Consider the following 16,347-nt stretch of genomic DNA (forward strand, 5'->3'; position numbering starts at 1 on the left):
TCGCCAGAAGACTGGGACTCCAGACGGCAAGAGACCCGCGGAGGACCCGGTGGACGCTGAACTTCTTAAAGAGACCCGGCTGCAACAGCACCTCAGGTCGCCGTGGCGCGGCGCCAAGCTGGGGCTGCTCGGTGTCCCGGCGATGTTCGTCGGCCTGTGGTTCATCACGGTCATCTCCATGATCACAAGCCTGATCGGGGTGCTGCTCTTCCCGTCCGCGGTGACGCTGCTGCGCAACCAGGCCGACGTGTACCGCGACCTGATCGGCCGCTGGACCGGCGTCCGGATCACGCGCCCCTACCTGCCCGAACCCGAGTACGAGCCCGGCGCCCAGGGTGTGCTCAAGCGGTTCGTCACGCGGTTCACCGACCCCGCCACCTGGCGGGACTACCTGTGGATGCTCGCCGACCCGATCGTCGTGCTGTTCACGGCCGCGCTGCCCGCCCTGCTCATCGTCTACGGGGTGTGGGGGGTGCTCCTCGCGGCGTTCGCCGGCGGGGTGATCACCGGCTACGGCGGCGCGGAGTGGTACGGGTGGATCCACGTCCAGCCCGGCTACGAGAGCGACGGCGGCCTGCTGACGTCCACGGTCGTCCTCGCGACCGCCTTCACCGCCGCCGGGTTCGCCATCGCGCCGAAGATGATGGACGTCTACGGCCGCTGGGGCAGGCTGCTGCTCGGCCCGACCGAGAAGTCGGAGCTGGCGCTGCGCGTCCGGCACCTCACCGAGACCAGGTCGGAGGCCGTGGACGCGTCCGCCGCCGAGCTGCGCCGCATCGAGCGCGACCTGCACGACGGCGCGCAGGCCCGGCTCGTCGCGATGGGCATGAGCCTCGGCGCGATCGAGCACCTGCTGGACAAGGACCCCGAGAAGGCCCGGATCCTGCTGGCCGAGACCCGCGCGTCGTCGGCGAAGGCACTGCACGAGCTGCGCGACCTCGTCCGCGGCATCCACCCGCCGGTCCTCGCCGACCGCGGCATCGGCGACGCCGTCAAGGCCCTGGCGCTCGACCACCCGCTGCGCGTCGAGGTGGCCGCCGACCTGCCCGCGCGGCCGGACGCGCCGGTCGAGTCCGCCGCCTACTTCGCGGTCTCGGAGATCCTCACCAACGCCGCCAAGCACTCCGGCGCGTCCCGCGTCTGGATCGACATGCGGTACGAGCACGGCACGCTGCGGATCTCCGTCACCGACGACGGCCGCGGCGGCGCGACACTGGAGGGCGGCACGGGCCTGCGCGGAATCGAGCGCCGGATCGGTACATTCGACGGAGTGCTCGCCGTGAGTTCGCCGCCGGGCGGCCCGACGATCGTGACCATGGAGCTGCCGTGCGCGTTGTCCTCGCCGAAGACCTCGCCCTCCTGAGGGAGGGCCTGGTCAGCCTCCTGGAGTCGCACGACTTCGAGATCGCGGCCGCCGTCGACAACGGCCCCTCGCTCCTGAAGGCACTGCTCGACCACCGCCCGGACGTGGCGGTGGTCGACGTGCGCCTGCCGCCGTCCTTCACCGACGAGGGGCTGCAGGCCGCGCTGGAGGCGCGCCGGCAGGTCCCGGGCCTGCCGGTCCTGGTGCTGTCGCAGTACGTCGAGCAGCTCTACGCGCGGGAGCTGCTCGCCGACGGCAGCGGCGCCATCGGCTACCTGCTGAAGGACCGGGTGTTCGACGCGGCGCAGTTCGTGGACGCGGTCCGCCGGGTGGCGGCGGGCGGTACCGCGATGGACCCCGAGGTGATCTCCCGGCTGGTCGCCAGCGGCACCCGCGGCACCCCGCTGAGCCGCCTCACCCCGCGCGAGACGGAGGTGCTGGAGCTGATGGCGCAGGGCCGCTCCAACGCCGCGATCGCGGAACGGCTCGTCGTCACCGAACGGGCGGTGACCAAGCACACCGCGAACATCTTCGCCAAGCTCGACCTGCCGGTCACCGGGGACGACAACCGCCGCGTGCTGGCCGTTCTCGCCTACCTCAACCGCTGACCCCGCCCCGGAACACCTGCCATCCCGACATATCGGTCTATCCGGTACGCGCCGGGTGGATTATGTTTGCTCGGCGATGGCGCCGGGAGGGCACGATGACGGTGGTTCTGGTCCTGCTCTGCTTGGCGATCGCCGGGCGGGAGCTGTATCTGGCGTTCGAGCGCAGGCGCTCGCCGGGCGCGCCCGAGATCGCCGACATCCGCACCCAGCTCCGCGCGCTGAAGGGCACGCGGGACGAACTGGAGGGCTTCCGCGCGTCCCAGCGGGAACGGCTGGACGAGCTCGCCCGTGACCAGGACCGCGACCGCGCGGCGCTGGGCGAGGCCGACGCCCGGATCCGGTCGCTGATCTCGCAGATCAACGACCGGATGGTGCCGGACGTCAACGACCGGCTGAACCGCCAGCGGGAGGCCGCCGACCTGCAGCGCACCGCCGTGGAGCGGCTGGCCGCCGAGGTCGCCGGGATCCGCGCGCACCTGGTGGGGCGGCTCGACCAGGCCGTCGCCGCGTCCCTCGGCGCCGCTCCCGCCGACGTCGTCGCCGGCTCCCTCACCGTCCGGCCGCCGGCCGGGCGGCACGGCCTGACCGGCCCCTACGAGCGGTTCGCCGAGCGGCACGGGCTGCGCGTGGAGCTGACCGACGGGGACCGCTACTACCTGTCGGGCCGCAGCCCGCGCGCCCTCGAACACGACTTCCTCGAACTGGTGCGGGGGCTGCGAACGGACTGCGCCGTCTCGGTCGAGAAGGCCCGGCCGCTGCTGGCCGCCCTCCGCGACACCGGCCGCGGCGGGGCCCGGCTCGGGCCGCTCGTGATCGTCCGGACGCCGGAGTCGCTGGTGTGCGGGGTGCTGCCGCTGGCCGACCTGCTCCGCCCCGAGAGCGCCCGCCTCCTCGACGACCCGGAGAGCGGGGCACGCCGCCTGCGGCAACTCCCCGAGGGCCGCTTCTGCGACCTGACCGCCCTCGCCGGCCGGACCCCGCCCGGGTGAGCGCCCCTCAGGGGCGGGGGGTGCCGGTCCAGGGGAACTGGGGGGCGCGGCGTTCGAGGAACGCGGCGATGCCCTCCGCGTGCTCACCGCAGGCCGACATCTCGTTCAGCCACCGCAGGGTCTCCTCCTCGACCGGACCGCCGGCGGTGATGGTGTCCACGACGCCCTTGGTCGCCTGCTGGGTGAGCAGCGACCGGGACGCGAGCGTCCCGGTGAACTCGGCGACCCGCTCGCGCAGGCCGTCCCCCGGGACGACCTCGTCCAGCAGCCCGATGCGCAGCGCGTGCCCGGCGCCGACGAGGTCGGCCGAGTACAGCAGGTACTTCGCGGCGGACGGGCCGACCAGGCGGACGAGGCGGGTCGTCGCCCCGGCCGGGTAGACCAGGCCGAGCTTCGCCGGGGTGATGCCGAACCGGGCGTCCTCCGCCGCGAACCGCAGGTCGCAGGCCGCCGCGAGCTGGCAGCCGCCGCCGACGCAGTACCCCTCGATCGCCGCGAGGGTCGGCTTCGGGAACGCGGCGAGTGCCCGCTCGGCGACCGTCGACAGGTGCGAGTCGTCGTCGCGGTGGATGTCGGCCAGCTCGGAGATGTCGGCGCCCGCGCAGAAGTTCCCGCCCGCGCCCGTCAGCACCACGACCCGCACGGCCCGGTTCGCGGCGAGATCGTCCAGGAGGCCGGGCAGCGACCGCCACATGTCCGCCGACATGGCGTTGCGCTTGGCCGGCCGGTCGATCGTGACCGTGCCGACACCGTCGGCGACCTCGGCGTGCAGCCCGGCGACCATCGTCCCCCCTATGCTTCGACGCGGCTCATCGTACGGAGCCGCGCCCGCCGGACGGGTCGCGGGGTGCCGGCACGCGATCGGGACCCGGCGCCCCGAACCCGGCGGCCGGACGGGGAGTCACACCGGGTGACGTCCACGAGCCGACCATGATCACCGAGGGCGGGCCGCGCCGGGGGAGGCGCGCCCGCCCGCCACGGGGAGACCGCCGCATGAACTTTCCACTGACCTCCGGGAATGCGAAACCGCCCCGGAGTGCTGTACTGTCGAGGCAGCGCCTTCGAGTTGCCGCGCTTTGCGGAGACGGCGTTTCTTCCCCGCCCGGGTCATCTGAGCGCCCGGTGATCTCCCGGTTCGGTGCGCACGGAACGGCGTCCTGAACCGCCGCACGAGGGAGTCGACGTCAGCCCGGTGAACGGAGCTGCATTTCTCACATCTCACTCGCGTACACGACGCGGATTCCGCCGCCGTACGCGGAATTCGACCCCGGGCCGCGCGGAGCGTTCCGCACCGGCCTGAGAAGGGACCCGCATGTCCACTTCCACCCTCACCACCGAGCGGCCCGCCGCCGAGCGCCGCGGTGAACGCAAGCCGCAGGCGCACGGCGTCACCGCGCAGGGCGCCCGCAAAGGCGGGCGCCAGGGACGGCGCCCCGCCGACGACGCGCCCGCCGTTCCCTTCCACGGCATCCTCGCCGTCCAGGACAAGCACGCGTTCGTCCGCACCTCCGGCTACCACACCGGCCCGGACGACGTGCACGTCTCGCTCACGCAGGTCAAGGCCAACAACCTGCGTCCCGGCGACGCCGTCGCCGGAACCGCGCGGCCGCCGAAGACCAGCCGCGACAAGTTCTCCTCCCTCGCCCACGTCGAGACCGTGAACGGGGTGCCGCCCGCCGAGGCGGCGCACCGCCCCGAGTTCGGCAAGCTGACCCCCCTGTTCCCCGACGAGCGGCTGCGCCTCGACACCGGCCCGCTAGCCACCCGCGTCATCGACCTGGTCGCGCCGATCGGCAAGGGCCAGCGCGGGCTCATCGTGTCGCCGCCCAAGGTCGGCAAGACGATGGTCATGCAGGCCCTCGCCAACGCCATCGCGCAGAACAACCCCGAGGTGCACCTCATGGTCGTGCTCGTCGACGAGCGCCCCGAAGAGGTCACCGACATGGAGCGGTCGATCCACGGCGAGGTCATCCACTCGACGTTCGACCGCCCGGCGCAGGAGCACACCGCCCTCGCCGAGCTGGCCGTCGAGCGTGCCAAGCGCCTCGTCGAGCAGGGCCACGACGTGGTCATGCTGCTGGACTCGATCACCCGGCTCGGCCGCGCCTACAACCTGGCGGCCCCGTCCAGCAGCCGCATCCTGGCGGGCGGCGTCGCGACGACCGCGATCTACCCGCCGAAGAAGTTCTTCGGCGCCGCCCGCAACATCGAGAACGGCGGTTCGCTGACGATCCTCGCCACCGCGCTGGTGGAGACCGGCTCCCGCATGGACGACGTGTTCTTCGAGGAGTACAAGGGCACCGGCAACATGGAGCTGAAGCTCGACCGCAGCCTCGCCGACCGCCGCGTCTTCCCCGCCGTGGACATCGAGGCGTCCGGCACCCGCCGCGACGAGCTGCTCATGTCGCCCGAGGAGCTCGCGCTCTCCTGGCGCCTGCGCCGCGCCCTCCAGGGGCTGGACAGGCAGCAGGCCGTCGAGCAGCTCCTGGAGAAGATGAAGGGCACCTCGTCCAACGCCGAGTTCCTCCTGCGGCTCCAGCAGACGACCTGACGCTCAGCCGCTCTCCGGGCGGAACGACTCCAGGACCCGGCCGTAGAGGCGCTGGCCCGGTGTCCACCGCCGGTCGGGGGCGTAGAAGCAGAACTCGTATCCCGCGGCCCGGCTGCACAGCACGTGCCTGACGCCGTCCGCGAACGCCTGGCCGGGCTCTCCCTTCCAGGTGAACTCCCATTCCGCGGCGCCGGCGATGACCTCGGGCACGGATTCGAGCCGCAGCCGGTGGTACCCGGGATAGCGGTGCTCCGCCACGGCCGCGCGCTCCGCGGCGCGGAGGCCGGCGAGGGGGTCCCCCGGCGCCGGGGCGATCCGCAGCCCGTGGCCGGCCTCGACGTCCTTCCACTGCATGACGGCGCCGCTCCGCTCGGCGTGCCAGCCCACCGGCACGCGCACCGAGTAGGCGCCCGCCTCCCGGTACCTCGCCATCTTGACGGTCACGCCCGCCGCCGGGCGCAGCGCGACCGAGTCGCTCTTGCCGACCGACGTCCAGCGCGCCGTCCAGGTGCCGGTGACCGCCGCGAGGACCGCCAGCGCGGCCACGCCCGCGACCGCACCCGGCCGCACCCGCCGTCCCGCCGGGACGCGCGCCGCCGCCTCCGGGTGACGGAGTGCCGGGTGCCGGGGACCCCACGCGTCGCGACTGCGCCACCGGCCGCGGAACCGCCGCGAACCGCACGGCGGTTTGGCGTGGACGTCGCCGGGCGGCCTCCCGCCGCGCAGCGCCCACGGGACGCGCGGACCCCGGAGGACACGTGACCGCGGGCCGTCCCGCACCCCCGGCGTACCGGGGCGGGACAGCGGAAGCCGCGCCGATATGCCGCGTGGCCGGTGGGGGGCGGTGGCCGGCTTCGCCACCGTCGCGCCCGGTTCCGGGACGGTCCCGAGCACGTCCCCCAGCAGTTCCGCCGTGGCACCGGCCGTCAGGCGCTCCTCGGGACGCTGGCGCAGGAGCCCCTCGATGAGGGGGGTCAGCGGCCCCGCCCGCTCCGGCGGCGCGTAGTCGCCCAGCACGACCGCCATCATCGACGCCAGCGCGTGGCAGCGCAGGAACGGCGCGAACCCCTCGACGGCCATGTAGAGCGTCGCGCCGAGCGACCACAGGTCGGACGCCTCCCCTCCCGGCATGCCGTTCACGCGTTCCGGCGAAAGGTAGGCGGGGGAGCCCTCGATCCCGGCGGGCATCGTGTCCGCGGACTGGCGGCCGCCGGCCATGTGCACGGCCAGGCCGAAGTCGGTGAGCAGGATCCGCCCGTCGTCGCAGACCAGGACGTTGCTCGGCTTGACGTCGCGGTGCAGGATCCCCGCGGCGTGCGACGCGCGGAGCACCGACAGGACCGCCGCGCCGATCTCCGCCGTCCGGCGCACGCCGAGCGGGCCGTCCTCGGCGACGAGCCGGTTGAGCGAGCACGCCTCGACGAACTCCATGACGATCCAGGGGCGGCCGTCCTCGATGATGAAGTCGTGTACGGCGACCACCCCGGGGTGCCGCAGCGCGGCGGTGGCGCGTGCCTCCGCGAGCAGGCGGCGGCACATCACCCGGCGCTCGCCCCGGGTGATGCGCGCGGGCAGGCGCACCTCCTTGACGGCGACGTCCCGGTCGAGCATTTCGTCGTACGCCCGCCAGACGGTGCCCATGCCGCCCCTGCCGACCACGGAGAGCAGGCGATACCGGCGCGCGAGCGGTATCAGCCGATCTCCTCTCATGGATAAGTTACTCGCCGGTCCGCGCTCAAGGGACGCCCCGTCGCCATCAATCATTTCTTGACCGGTGGCCGCCGGAGAAAAAGGCTGCGCGCGTGGTATAAGGCTCCCGACTAGGCCAGAACGCTCCTTGCCCATTTGTAGTCGGATTTGCCGACGGCCGTGCGCTGGACCTCGGCCACCACCGTGATCTGGCGCGGGAGCTTGTATCCGGCGAGGCGGCCGCGGCAGTATCCGGTCAGCTCCTCCAGCGTGACCTCCGCACCCGGGCGGGGCGCGATCACGGCGGCGACGCGCTCCCCGAACCGCTCGTCCGGCAGGCCCACCACGACCGCGTCGTACACGTCCGGATGGTCCTTCAGGGCGACCTCGACCTCCTCCGGGTACACCTTCTCCCCGCCCGTGTTGATCACCAGGGAGCCGCGGCCGAGCAGCACGATCGTCCCGTCCTCCTCCAGGGACGCGAAGTCGCCGGGGATCGACCAGCGGGTGCCGTCCGGGCCGGTGAAGAACGTCGCCGCCGTCTTCTCCGGGTCGTTGTAGTAGCCGAGCGGGATGTGGCCGCTGCGGGCGAGCCTGCCGATCTCGCCGGGCGCGACGGGGCGGAGGTCGTCGTCCAGGACGGTGATCCCCGGCTTCATCGCGAACCGGGCCGTGCCCTCCTTGCCGCCGACGGACGGGCCGCACGCGCCGGTCTCCGAGGCGCCGTAGTTGTCGAGGAACATGACGTTCGGCAGCCGGTCGAGCAGCTGCTTTTTCGCGCCCTCGGTCAGCGGGGCGCCACCGGACGCGATCGCGAACAGCGACGACGTGTCGTATTCGCCGGTGGCCAGTGCCTTCGCGACCGGCCGCGCCATTACGTCACCGACGAGCATCAGCACATTCGCCTGCTCTTCGGCGAGCAGCCGCAGCGCCTTGTCGGCGTCGAATGCGCGGTCCGTGTAAAGGACGACTTTGGCGCCGCTGAACAAACCCATGAACGCGACCCATTGCCCGGCGCCGTGCATGACGGGCGCGCAGTCGAGCACGGACATCGGCGGCTGCTCGGCGTTCGCGGCGATCTCCTCGGGGCTGCCGATCGGGTCGCCGAGGACGTTTCCGCCGCCGAGCGCGCCGAAGAAGATGTCCTCGCAGCGCCATTCGACGCCCTTCGGGTAACCGGTCGTCCCACCGGTGTACATGATGTAGCGGTCGTCGTTGGAGCGCGCCGGGAAGTCGTCGCCCGGGGCGGCGTCGGCGAGCGCCTTCTCGTACTCGACCGCGTCCGGGATGTCGCCGGCCGCCCCGTCCTCCGGCACGGCCCCGTCCTCGATCACCACGAGGTGCCGCAGCTTCGGCAGCTCGCCGCGGATCTCCGCCGCCCTCGCCAGCAGCGAACGCTCGCCGATCAGCGCGACCGAGTCGGAGTCGGCGAGGATGTGCCGCAGCTCGGCGGCGACGTACCGGAAGTTGACCGGGATCGGCACGGCACGGATCTTGTACGCCCCGAGCATCGCCTCGATCCACTCGGCCCGGTTGTGGGCGAGGATCGCGACGTGCTCGCCCGGCCGCACGCCCGCCGCCGCGAGATGGTGCCCGACCCTGCTCGCGCGCTCGTTGAGCTGCGCGTAGGTACGCCTTTCGGCGCCCGCCACCAGCGCGGGACGCGCCGGCCCGGCCGCGGCCAGGATCTCCAGCAGGTCTGCCGGGTTGTAGCTTCGCACCATGCACGTCCTCACACGTCGGGATGGGTCCGGGCCGGGGGACGTTTATTGTAATGACGTCCAATGAAGCGGGTCGCACCGGCGTCCCCGTCCGGCCGCCCGATCCGGCCACGCCGGCGGTCCTTACACGGCTCTTATCTGGGTACCGGCATGCTTGGCCGTAACGATTAAGCATCAGACGGGGGTAGTGGTGAGCGCAGGCGCGATGGCGTGGACCCCGCCGACGTGGGAGGAGATCGTCACCGAGCACTCGGGCAGGGTGTTCCGGCTGGCGTACCGCCTGACCGGCAACCGGCACGATGCCGAGGACCTGACCCAGGACGTCTTCATCCGGGTCTTCCGCTCGCTGTCCTCCTACAGCCCCGGCACGTTCGAGGGCTGGCTGCACCGGATCACGACGAACCTGTTCCTCGACCGCGCCCGGCGCAGGCAGCGCATCCGCTTCGACGCCCTCGGCGACGACGCCGCCGAACGCCTGCGGGGCCGCGAACCGACACCGCAGCAGGCCTACGACGACCGGCACCTCGACTCCGACATCCAGCAGGCCCTGGACGACCTCGCCCCCGAGTACCGCGCGGCCGTCGTCCTGTGCGACATCGAGGAACTGTCCTACGAGGAGATCGCCGCGACCCTGAACGTCAAGCTCGGCACCGTGCGCTCCCGCATCCACCGGGGCCGCGCCCAGCTCCGCGCCGCGCTGGAACACCGCCGTCCCGCCGAGGTGACGCGGAGCTGACCCCCGGCGCCGGACGGCGGCGGCGTGATCAGCGTCACTAGTGACCGGCGAGTAACATCCGGTTAGCCTCGGCCCGTGGACATCGTCTTCGAGCGCCGTGGCGACGGGCCGCCCCTCGTCCTCCTGCACGGCATCGGCCACCGCCGCCAGGGCTGGTCCCCGGTGCTGGACCTCCTCGCCGCCGAACGCGACGTCATCGCGGTCGACCTGCCCGGCTTCGGCGACTCCCCGCCGCTCCCGCACGGCACCCCGTACACCGTCGACGCCGTCCTGGACGTCCTGATCGGGACGCTCAGCGACCTCGGCGTGGAAAGACCGCACATCGCGGGCAACTCCCTGGGCGGCCTGTTCGCCCTCGAAGCCGCGGACCGCGGCCTGGTCAGCTCCGCCACGGCCCTGTCCCCCGCCGGCTTCTTCAACGCCCTCGAACTCCGCTACGCGGCGGCGGTGCTGCGCGCGTCCCGGCTCGGCGCCCGCGTCCCGGAGACGTTCCTCACCCGCCTGGCGAGCTCCCCGCGCCGCCGCAACGCGATGTTCGGCATGGTCTACGGCCGCCCCGACCTCATCGACATGGAGACCCTCGCGGGCGACGCCCGCGCGATGCGCGAGGCCCGCGGCTTCGACGCCACCCTCCGCGCCGGGCGCTCCACCCGCTTCCTCGGCTCCTGCGCCGACGTTCCCGTCACGATCGCCTGGGGCACCAAGGACCGCCTGCTCCTGCGCAGCCAGGCGATCCGCGCCCAGCGCCGCCTCCCCGACGCCCGCTTCGTCTGGCTGGAGGGCTGCGGCCACGTCCCCATGGCGGACGACCCGCCGCAGGTCGCCGGCGTCCTCCTCGCGGGCAGCGCCCACCCCCTGAGGTCCCGGGCCGCCGCCTGACCCGCCCCGCCGGGCGGCGGGGAACATTCGCGGATTGACAAGTGTTTGAACCCTCAACTACTCTTCGACCAGTCGTTGAAGTTTCAAGCACATCTAGCGCAGGAGACACCATGAGCATCGCCGCCGTCGCCCCCGAGCTGACCGCCGGAACCTGGAACATCGACCCCGGGCACTCCGAGGTCACCTTCGTCATCCGCCACCTGATGACCAAGGTGCGGGGGACGTTCACCGAGTTCACCGGCTCCGTGCAGATCGCCGAGGAGCTGAGCGAGTCGACGGCCACGGCGGAGATCAAGATGGCCTCGCTCGACACCCGCAACCCCGACCGTGACGCGCACGTGCGGACGGCCGACGTCCTCGACGTCGAGAAGCACCCCACCATGACCTTCAACACCACGGGCGTGCGCGCCGACGGTGACGAGTACTACCTGGACGGCGACCTGACCATCAAGGACGTCACCCGCCCGGTGAGCCTCCGGGTCGAGTACAACGGCGTCGGCGAGGACCCCTGGGGCGGGACGCGCGCCGGGTTCTCCGCCGAGACCACGATCAACCGCAAGGACTGGGGCATCGAGTTCAACATCCCGCTGAAGGGCGAGAAGGCCCTGCTCAGCGACAAGGTGGACATCCAGCTTGAGGTCCAGGCGGTCCGCGCCTGATCCGCTCCCGACCCCGCTCGCCCGAGGGCCGCCCGCGACACCGCGGGCGGCCCTTTCGCGTGCCGGGGCTCAGGCCCCGTCCGGCCGGTCCACGGCGAGGGGCAGCCGCAGGGCGAAGCGGGCGCCGGGGCCGTGGTCCTCGATGCGCAGCGTGCCGCCGTGCGCGTGGGCGATCTCGCGGGCGATCGCCAGGCCGAGCCCGGTGCCGCCCGCGCCGCGGCTGCGGGCGGTGTCGAGCCGGGTGAAACGCTCGAAGACGCGCTCGCGGTCGGCCGGCGCGATGCCGGGGCCGTCGTCGGTGACGGTGAGCAGCGCCTCGCCGTCCGCCCGCGACACCGCGACCGCGACGGCCGAGTCGGCGTGCCCTTCGGCGTTGTCCAGGAGGTTGCCCAGCAGCCGGACGAGCTGCATGCGGACGCCGCGCACCGGCACGTCCCGTTCGAGCGCCAGGGTGACCTGCCGGGTGCACGGGTGCCGGCCGGTCTCCGCCTCCGCCAGCGCGGACAGGTCGAGCCGCTCCTGCACGCTGGTCCCGCCGGTACCGATGCGGGCGAGCAGCAGGAGGTCGGTGACGATCGACTCCAGCCGGTCGGTGTCGCGCAGCGCCGACTCGACGACGGCCCGAAGGTCGTTGTCCTCCGGATGCATCGACGCGTCCTCCAGGTTGGCGCGCAGGCCCGCGATCGGCGTGCGCAGCTCGTGGGACGCGTCGGACGCGAACTGCCGCTGCCGGCCCACCGCGCGCTCCAGCCGGTCGAGCGTCGCGTTCGCGGTGCGGGCGAGCTGGGCGATCTCGTCCTCGCCGGCCGGCTGCGGCACGCGGCGGCTCAGGTCGGTGGCGCTGATCTCGGCGAGCTGCGCGCGGATCGCCTCGACCGGGCCGAGGGTGCGGCCGACGACCCGCCAGGTGATCCACGCGACCACGCCGACCAGGAGCAGGACGGCCACCGCGAGCAGCGCCTCGAGCAGCCCGTTCACCAGGGGGGCCGGCAGCGGCGACGCCGCGTACACGACGACGGAGTCGGGCGCGGTCGTCGCGCGGATCGCCTCGATGACGAAGCACTCGCGGTTCGGCCAGCCGCCCCGGCACTCGGTGTAGTCGCGCACCCGCAGGTTGCTCGACGGCCAGAGTCTGCTCACCGGCGGCGCACCCCGCGCGGCCGGTGTCGCGTTCGTCACACGGCCGCCCGGTGCGACGACCTGGATTCGGACACGGCCCTTCGTGTCGTCCGGAATCGGGTCGTGCAGCGTGCCGTCCCGCACGGCGGCGCTGGCGCGCCGCCCCTCGACCTGCGTCTGCTGGAGGATCTCCGCCTCGACCGCGCTGCGCACGGCGAAATCGACGCCCACCGCGGTGATCCCGAAGACGATCGCGGCGATCACGCCGGCGACGAGCGTGTCCCTGGCCCGGATGGACCGTGGGCGCAGGCGCATGGCCCCTCCCGGCTGGGGGTCACCGGTTTCCGGACGAGCACCCACGTTACCGGTCGGTCATCCCGCGGGAAGCCCCAATTCCGGTGCCGGGTTTTCACCTCCCCCCACTGGGACATCCCGTTTTATGACGGTTCTTCCGGAGCACAGGGACGGACACCATGGGCAGGGACGTGGCTTCGGTCACCATAAGCGGCGAGGACCGGCGGCGGTACCGCGACAAGGTGCGCAGGTGCCTCGACGTGCTGGCCCGCATGCTGGGCGAATCCCAGTTCGACTTCGAGCACCCCCACATCGGCCTGGAGATCGAACTGAACCTGATCGACGCGCTCGGCGATCCGCTGATGCGCAACGCGGACGTGCTCAAGGCGATCGCCGACCCGGCCTGGGCCACCGAACTCGGCCAGTTCAACCTGGAGATCAACATTCCGCCCCGGGAACTCGGCGGCGAGAGCACCGGTGAACTGGAGGCCGAGGTCCGCGACCACCTCCGGCACGCCGACGAGCGGGCCCAGGAGGTCGGCGGCCGGCTCGCCATGATCGGCATCCTGCCCACCCTGCGCCGCACCGACATCGGCGAGGAGACCCTCTCCGCCAACAGCCGCTACAAGATGCTCAACGACCAGATCTTCGCCGCCCGCGGCGAGGAGATGCGCATCGCCATCGACGGCCACGAACCCCTGCGCATGCACGCCGACACGATCATCCCCGAGGCCGCGTGCACCAGCGTCCAGTTCCACCTCCAGGTCAGCCCCGAGCAGTTCGGCGCCTACTGGAACGCCGCCCAGGCCATCGCCGGCCCGCAGGTCGCCATGGGCGCCAACTCCCCGTTCCTCTTCGGCCACCGCCTCTACCACGAGACCCGCATCAGCCTGTTCGAGCAGGCCACCGACACCCGCCCGGACGAACTCAAGGCCCAGGGCGTCCGGCCCCGCGTCTGGTTCGGCGAACGCTGGATCACCTCCGTGTTCGACCTGTTCGAGGAGAACACCCGCTACTTCCCCGCCCTGCTCCCCCTCTGCGAGGACGAGGATCCCCGCGTCGTCCTCGACGAAGGCGGAATCCCCGAACTGGGCGAACTCACCCTCCACAACGGGACGATCTACCGCTGGAACCGCCCCATCTACGCCGTCGTGAAAGGCCGTCCCCACCTCCGCGTGGAGAACCGCGTCCTCCCCGCCGGGCCGTCCGTCGCCGACGTCGTCGCCAACGGCGCCTTCTACTACGGCATCGTCCGCATGCTCGCCGAAGAGGAACGCCCCGTCTGGACCCGCATGTCCTTCGCCACCGCCGAGGAGAACCTGCACCGCGCCGCCCGCGACGGCCTCGACTCCACCCTCTACTGGCCCGGTCTCGGCGAGGTCCCCGCGCCCGAACTCATCCTCCGCAAGCTCCTCCCCCTGGCCCACGAGGGCCTCCAGCGCTGGGGCGTCGACCCGTCCCGCCGCGACCGCCTCCTCGGCATCATCGAACGCCGCTGCGTCACCGGCCAGACCGGCGCCGCCTGGCAGATCGCCACCGTGGACGCCATCGAGGAGCACGGCACCCCCCGGCACGAGGCCCTGCGCATGATGACCCGCTCCTACGTGGACAACATGGCCCACAACGACCCGGTACACACCTGGCCGATCGGGCCCTGTTAGCCCAGGGGGGCGACCCCCTGGAACCCCCGTTACGCTCGGCGGACCGTTTCCCGGTCCGCTTCGCGTCTCGGGAAACGGCCCGCCGAGCGGCGGGTCGTGCGGCCTCCGGTCGCAGAGCGACCTCCGGCCGCACGACCCGTGGGGTGAGGATGCGGGTGGGGGTGCCCGGTCGCGATCTTCACGGGTTCTCCACAGTTCATGCTCGTTGCCTCCAAAACGGGCTTCTAGAGTCTGGTCCGTGAGCGAGAACGAGACGCGGATCCTGGTGGTCGAGGACGAGCCCACGATCGCGCGGGCCGTGGCCGACCGGCTGGCGGCGGAGGGGTTCGGCGTCCAGACCGCCGGGGACGGGCCGTCGGCGGTCGACCGCGCCCGCGCGTACGAGCCGCACCTCATCGTGCTGGACGTGATGCTGCCGGGGTTCGACGGGCTGGAGGTCTGCCGGCGGGTGCAGGCGGAACGGCCCGTGCCGGTGCTGATGCTGACCGCCCGCGACGACGAGACGGACCTCATCGTCGGCCTCGGCGTGGGCGCCGACGACTACGTGACCAAGCCGTTCAGCATGCGCGAGCTCGTCGCCCGGATACGCGCGGTGCTGCGGCGGGTCGACCGGCCGCGGGCGGAGACCGCGGCGGACGGGCCCGTGCGGATGGGCGGGCTGGAGGTCGACCAGCGGGCCCGGCGGGTGCGCAGGGACGGCCGCGAGGTGCATCTCACGCCCACCGAGTTCGACCTGCTCGCCTGCCTCCTGCGCAACCGGGGGGCGGTGCTGACCCGCGCCGTCCTCCTCGAACAGGTGTGGGACTGGGCGGACGCGTCCGGCACCCGGGTCGTGGACAGCCACGTCAAGGCGCTGCGGCGGAAGCTCGGGCAGGGGCTGATCCGCACCGTCCACGGGGTCGGGTACAGCCTGGAGGGCACGCCGTGACGGCCGCCGGGCGCGGAGTCGTCCACCGGCTGTGGGCGCGGCTGCCCCGCCCGCTGGATCCGCTGCGGTCGATCAAGGTGAAGTTCGGCGTCGTGGTGGTCGTCACCGCGTGCGTCGCCGTCCTGATCGTCCTGTGGGGATACCCGCTGGGGTTCCGGGCGCGGGAGACGATGCCGCTCGGCCTGCTCATCTCGGTCGCCGTCATACAGCTCGTCGCGCACGGCATGACCGCGCCGCTGCGGGAGATGACGGCGGCGGCGCGGGAGATGGCGCGCGGCGACTACAGCCGCCGGGTACGGGCCACGTCGCGGGACGAGGTCGGCGAGCTGGCGCAGGCGTTCAACCGGATGGCCGCCGACCTCGCGGAGGTCGACCGGCAGCGGCGCGAGTTCGTCGCGAACGTGTCCCACGAGCTGCGCACCCCGATCAGCGCGCTGCGGGCCGTCCTGGAGAACGTCGCGGACGGCGTCACGCCCGCGACGCCCGACGTCCTCGAAACCGCGCTGGACCAGACCGAGCGGCTCGGACGCCTCGTCACACAGCTGCTGGACCTGTCGCGGGTCGAGGCGGGCGCGGCGGCGCTGGACGCCGCCGACATCGACGTGGCCGCGTTCGTCGCCGACGTCACGGCGGAGGCCGCCGCGAGCCACCCGGACGCCGTGTTCGAGTCCGAGGTGACGCCCGGCCTGCACGCCGTCGCCGACCGCGACCGGCTCCACCAGATCGTCGCGAACCTGCTCGACAACGCGGCCCGGCACGGCCCGGACGGGCGGCCCGTCACCGTCACGGCGCGTCCCGGGAACGCCCCGGGCGGGCTCGTCATCGAGGTGGCCGACGAAGGGCCCGGCATCCCGGCCGAGGAACGCGCCCGCGTCTTCGAACGCTTCTCCCGCGGCTCCGTGTCCGGCCCCCGCGCGGCGGGCGGCGGCACCGGCCTCGGCCTGGCCATCGCGAGCTGGGCCACCGACCTGCACGGCGGCGACATCACCGTCCTGGACGCCCCGAGCGGCTGCCGCATCCGCGTCGTCCTCCCCCCGAACATCGGAGAACCCGCATGACGAAACCTCCGCAGGACCCGTCCGGCCCGTCCGAGCCGCGCGGGCGGGCGTGGAGTGCGCCGGGGCCGGCGCCCCACCCCGCCCCGCGGGCG

13 protein-coding genes and 1 pseudogene are annotated in these 16,347 nt (G+C 72.9%); 10 read left to right on the forward strand and 4 right to left on the reverse strand.

What is annotated here, in order from left to right; all coding sequences use genetic code 11:
- Nucleotides 1-49: 49 nt before the first annotated feature.
- The 3 genes from E1289_RS11255 (at nucleotide 50) to E1289_RS11265 (ending at nucleotide 2,960) form a co-directional block, all read left to right on the forward strand.
- Entirely contained in the window at nucleotides 50-1,363 is a 1,314-nt protein-coding gene (locus E1289_RS11255) for a sensor histidine kinase (protein WP_243712752.1), read from the forward strand.
- On the forward strand, nucleotides 1,327-1,971 hold the full coding sequence (locus tag E1289_RS11260) for a response regulator transcription factor (protein WP_131978630.1): 645 nt from the start codon (nucleotides 1,327-1,329) through the stop codon (nucleotides 1,969-1,971). Before E1289_RS11255 ends, E1289_RS11260 begins: the two co-directional genes overlap by 37 nt.
- Nucleotides 1,972-2,066: 95 nt before the next feature.
- Complete coding sequence (locus tag E1289_RS11265; RefSeq protein ID WP_131978633.1) at nucleotides 2,067-2,960, forward strand: hypothetical protein; 894 nt, start codon at nucleotides 2,067-2,069, stop codon at nucleotides 2,958-2,960.
- A gap of 7 nt (nucleotides 2,961-2,967) precedes the next feature.
- Here the strand turns inward: E1289_RS11265 and E1289_RS11270 are convergent, their stop codons facing one another.
- On the reverse strand, nucleotides 2,968-3,744 hold the full coding sequence (locus tag E1289_RS11270) for an enoyl-CoA hydratase/isomerase family protein (RefSeq protein WP_131978636.1): 777 nt from the start codon (nucleotides 3,742-3,744) through the stop codon (nucleotides 2,968-2,970).
- Between the two features lie 669 nt (nucleotides 3,745-4,413).
- On the opposite strand from E1289_RS11270, the pseudogene rho reads away from it, so the two are divergent.
- Nucleotides 4,414-5,511: pseudogene (gene rho, locus E1289_RS11275) on the forward strand (transcription termination factor Rho); the annotation flags it as partial.
- 3 nt (nucleotides 5,512-5,514) lie between these two features.
- Here rho and E1289_RS11280 read toward each other — a convergent pair.
- Together E1289_RS11280 and E1289_RS11285 are read right to left on the reverse strand one after the other, a co-directional pair.
- Complete coding sequence (locus E1289_RS11280) at nucleotides 5,515-7,221, reverse strand: serine/threonine-protein kinase (protein ID WP_165970435.1); 1,707 nt, start codon at nucleotides 7,219-7,221, stop codon at nucleotides 5,515-5,517.
- Between the two features lie 110 nt (nucleotides 7,222-7,331).
- Nucleotides 7,332-8,924 (reverse strand): acyl-CoA synthetase, encoded by a 1,593-nt coding sequence (locus E1289_RS11285; protein WP_131978645.1) that lies wholly within the window; start codon nucleotides 8,922-8,924, stop codon nucleotides 7,332-7,334.
- Between the two features lie 202 nt (nucleotides 8,925-9,126).
- On the opposite strand from E1289_RS11285, the gene sigE reads away from it, so the two are divergent.
- The 3 genes from sigE (at nucleotide 9,127) to E1289_RS11300 (ending at nucleotide 11,195) form a co-directional block, all read left to right on the forward strand.
- The gene (sigE, locus tag E1289_RS11290) at nucleotides 9,127-9,657 is read left to right on the forward strand and encodes an RNA polymerase sigma factor SigE (RefSeq protein WP_131978681.1); all 531 of its coding nucleotides are present in this window, start codon (nucleotides 9,127-9,129) and stop codon (nucleotides 9,655-9,657) included.
- 75 nt (nucleotides 9,658-9,732) lie between these two features.
- Nucleotides 9,733-10,536: an alpha/beta fold hydrolase gene (locus E1289_RS11295; RefSeq protein ID WP_131978648.1), complete on the forward strand. Its 804-nt coding sequence runs from the start codon at nucleotides 9,733-9,735 to the stop codon at nucleotides 10,534-10,536.
- 110 nt (nucleotides 10,537-10,646) lie between these two features.
- Nucleotides 10,647-11,195 carry a YceI family protein gene (locus E1289_RS11300; protein WP_131978650.1) on the forward strand — a complete coding sequence of 183 codons (549 nt, stop codon included), beginning with the start codon at nucleotides 10,647-10,649 and terminating at the stop codon, nucleotides 11,193-11,195.
- Between the two features lie 69 nt (nucleotides 11,196-11,264).
- Here the strand turns inward: E1289_RS11300 and E1289_RS11305 are convergent, their stop codons facing one another.
- Entirely contained in the window at nucleotides 11,265-12,629 is a 1,365-nt protein-coding gene (locus E1289_RS11305) for an ATP-binding protein (protein WP_131978653.1), read from the reverse strand.
- A 158-nt stretch (nucleotides 12,630-12,787) separates the two neighbouring features.
- On the opposite strand from E1289_RS11305, the gene E1289_RS11310 reads away from it, so the two are divergent.
- The 3 genes from E1289_RS11310 to E1289_RS11320 all read left to right on the forward strand — a co-directional run bounded on the left by E1289_RS11310 (nucleotide 12,788) and on the right by E1289_RS11320 (nucleotide 16,255).
- Nucleotides 12,788-14,269 (forward strand): glutamate--cysteine ligase, encoded by a 1,482-nt coding sequence (locus E1289_RS11310; protein WP_131978656.1) that lies wholly within the window; start codon nucleotides 12,788-12,790, stop codon nucleotides 14,267-14,269.
- 238 nt (nucleotides 14,270-14,507) lie between these two features.
- Nucleotides 14,508-15,197 (forward strand): response regulator transcription factor, encoded by a 690-nt coding sequence (locus tag E1289_RS11315; RefSeq protein WP_243712753.1) that lies wholly within the window; start codon nucleotides 14,508-14,510, stop codon nucleotides 15,195-15,197.
- Nucleotides 15,194-16,255 carry a HAMP domain-containing sensor histidine kinase gene (locus E1289_RS11320; protein ID WP_131978661.1) on the forward strand — a complete coding sequence of 354 codons (1,062 nt, stop codon included), beginning with the start codon at nucleotides 15,194-15,196 and terminating at the stop codon, nucleotides 16,253-16,255. Before E1289_RS11315 ends, E1289_RS11320 begins: the two co-directional genes overlap by 4 nt.
- The last annotated feature ends 92 nt before the right edge of the window (nucleotides 16,256-16,347 follow it).

This window comes from Actinomadura sp. 6K520 (assembly GCF_004349245.1).
Taxonomy (GTDB): domain Bacteria; phylum Actinomycetota; class Actinomycetes; order Streptosporangiales; family Streptosporangiaceae; genus Spirillospora.